The organism is Clostridium sp., from assembly GCF_040797585.1.
Classification (GTDB): Bacteria; Bacillota; Clostridia; order Clostridiales; family Clostridiaceae; genus Clostridium_Z.
Genome location: NZ_JBFNEO010000304.1, coordinates 1 through 2,220, shown reverse-complemented (window position 1 = coordinate 2,220; position 2,220 = coordinate 1). Strand labels below are relative to the sequence as shown.

The following is a 2,220-nucleotide window of genomic DNA, read 5'->3' as shown; positions in this document are numbered from 1 at the left end:
AATGATATCACTTCAAGGAGAAAATATAATTCTTATAATTGTTCTACTAATATTATTGTTTATAGTGATTAAGTTTATAAAAGGATTGATAAAGTTTGTATTGATTGTTTTTCTTATACTTACTGTAGGGTTTAGTACATATAATTTATTAGTAGTAAAAAAACCTATAAGTTACGAAATAAATAGATATAAGACAGAGTATTCTTATTATAGAGATATATCTAAAATCTCAGGAGATGTAATTAATCTTGTGAATAATATAAAGGAAGGAAAGAATACAAAAGAATCCATAGAGAAACTTCAGGAAGAGAGAAATAAGGTGGCTCTTTTAAATCATAGTGATGAGAGTAAGTTTATTCATGATAAATATATAGGAGCTTTAGATACCATAATATTTATAAGTAGAAGTAGTGAGTCTTATGAGGAGACTAAAGACAAGCTAGATAAGGGGTTAGAAGAACTGAATATAGGTCTAAGTGATTTAATATTTATTAGTAAAGAAAATAGCTCAAGGTAAAACCTTGAGCTATTTTTTATTTTTTATAGTAGTTTTTAAAATAATCACTCTTTATTATTTTATTAGCTATGTCGAGACCTTTTATTGCATGTTCTTCTTCTTCTGGTGTAAAGTCTCCAACTACAGTTTTATCTGTTAAAACTGAATAATTCTTTTCAGTATTTACAAGAACTTTACCCATAGTAGAATCTTCAAATTCTTCTCTAGGAACACCCATTAGATATAATAAAGTTGGCATTATATCTACTTGTCCACCAATTATATCAAATTGCTTTCCGTTAGAAGCATTTTTATCATATATAAGTAAAGGAGTATCCCAAGTTACATCCTTCCACCAATCCTCTTGATTAGATAGGGTAGAAATTTTATCATTATAATACTTATGAACTCCAGTATGGTCACCTTCTATAACTACAACAGAGTTATCAAGAATACCTTCTTTTTCTAAGGAGTCTAAGAACATACCAAGCTGTTTATCTGTATAGTTTATACTTTGGAAATATCCACCTAAGTGGTTCTCATCTAACTCCTGAGGTAAGTCTAATTCTCTGTATTCCTTAGGTAAGTCAAAAGGTCCATGACTTGTTAGAGTAACCATGAAGGAATAAAAAGGACTTTCTTGTTCCTTTAACATAGGTACTATTTGTTTAAAATAGGAACCATCACTTAAACCAAGACCTATGGTTTCATCTATATTAAAGCTATAATAATCCACAAGTTTATCAAAACCTATACCCTTTAATCCTTCCATCCAGTTCCAGAAAGGTCCTTTATCTGGGTGGATACCTATGGTTGAATACCCCATATCCTCTAAGTGATTAGGTAAAGATTTATAGGTATTATTTGGATAACTAAAGAATGTACTACCTTGTCTTAAAGGATACATAGAAGTATTCACCATTAAATCTGCGTCGGAGCTTGTACCCTCATTAACTTGTTCCTTTATGTGAGGGAAGTAAAGACTCTTTGAAAGAAGTTTATTAAGGTTAGGGGTAATCTCTTGACCATTAACTTTTTGATTTATAACAAAGCTCTCAAGGGATTCCCATTGAATTACTATTAAATTTTTGTCTTTATACATTCCCTTATATTCATTATCAGGAAGATTTTCTTTCTTTTCATCAAACCAAGTATTAATTTCCTCAATTTCACTCTCAGAGAGTATATAAGGCTTAGAATCCTTGTACACTTGATATACATTAAATACATGGTATCCTATAGGAGAAAAGTATCTAACTGTATCATTGGGATCATACATGCCGTATATGTAACTATCTGATACATCCTTTTTTAATACATTGGTCATAAAAGGAATATAAGAAAGGTACGCCACTCCTAAGATTAAAGATATAAGGAAGAAAGAAAACTTCCGTGTTCCATCCATATAGAAGTTTTTTAATTTTATTGAGAGAATTAAAAGAACTGCTATATCTATTACAAAAATTAAATCAATAAAGCTCATCATAGAGAAAATAGAACCAGATAAATTATCTAGATTAGCAGTTTGTTTTACTATTGTAAGAGATGGTACTGTGTTAAAGCCTCTAAAATACCAAAGATCAACTAGGATTAAAAGGGTTAAGAAAAAGTTTATTCCTATTAGATACCAAAGTTTACCTTTGTTCTTAAATAAGAAATAGAAGCACATAAAACACAAAATAAAAGCGCCATAATATTTAAAGAAATAAGATGATTGTCCATAG

Annotated in this window: 2 protein-coding genes; one reads left to right on the top strand and one right to left on the bottom strand. The window is 29.5% G+C overall.

Annotation, left to right across the window (positions count from 1 at the left end; translation table 11 throughout):
- On the top strand, positions 1 to 517 hold a 517-nt coding region (locus AB2369_RS13035), incomplete at its 5' end, for a hypothetical protein (protein ID WP_367666901.1).
- Positions 518 to 533: 16 nt separating this feature from the next.
- Here the strand turns inward: AB2369_RS13035 and AB2369_RS13030 are convergent.
- A partial coding sequence (locus AB2369_RS13030; protein ID WP_367666900.1) for an LTA synthase family protein occupies positions 534 to 2,220 on the bottom strand: 1,687 nt, incomplete at its 5' end.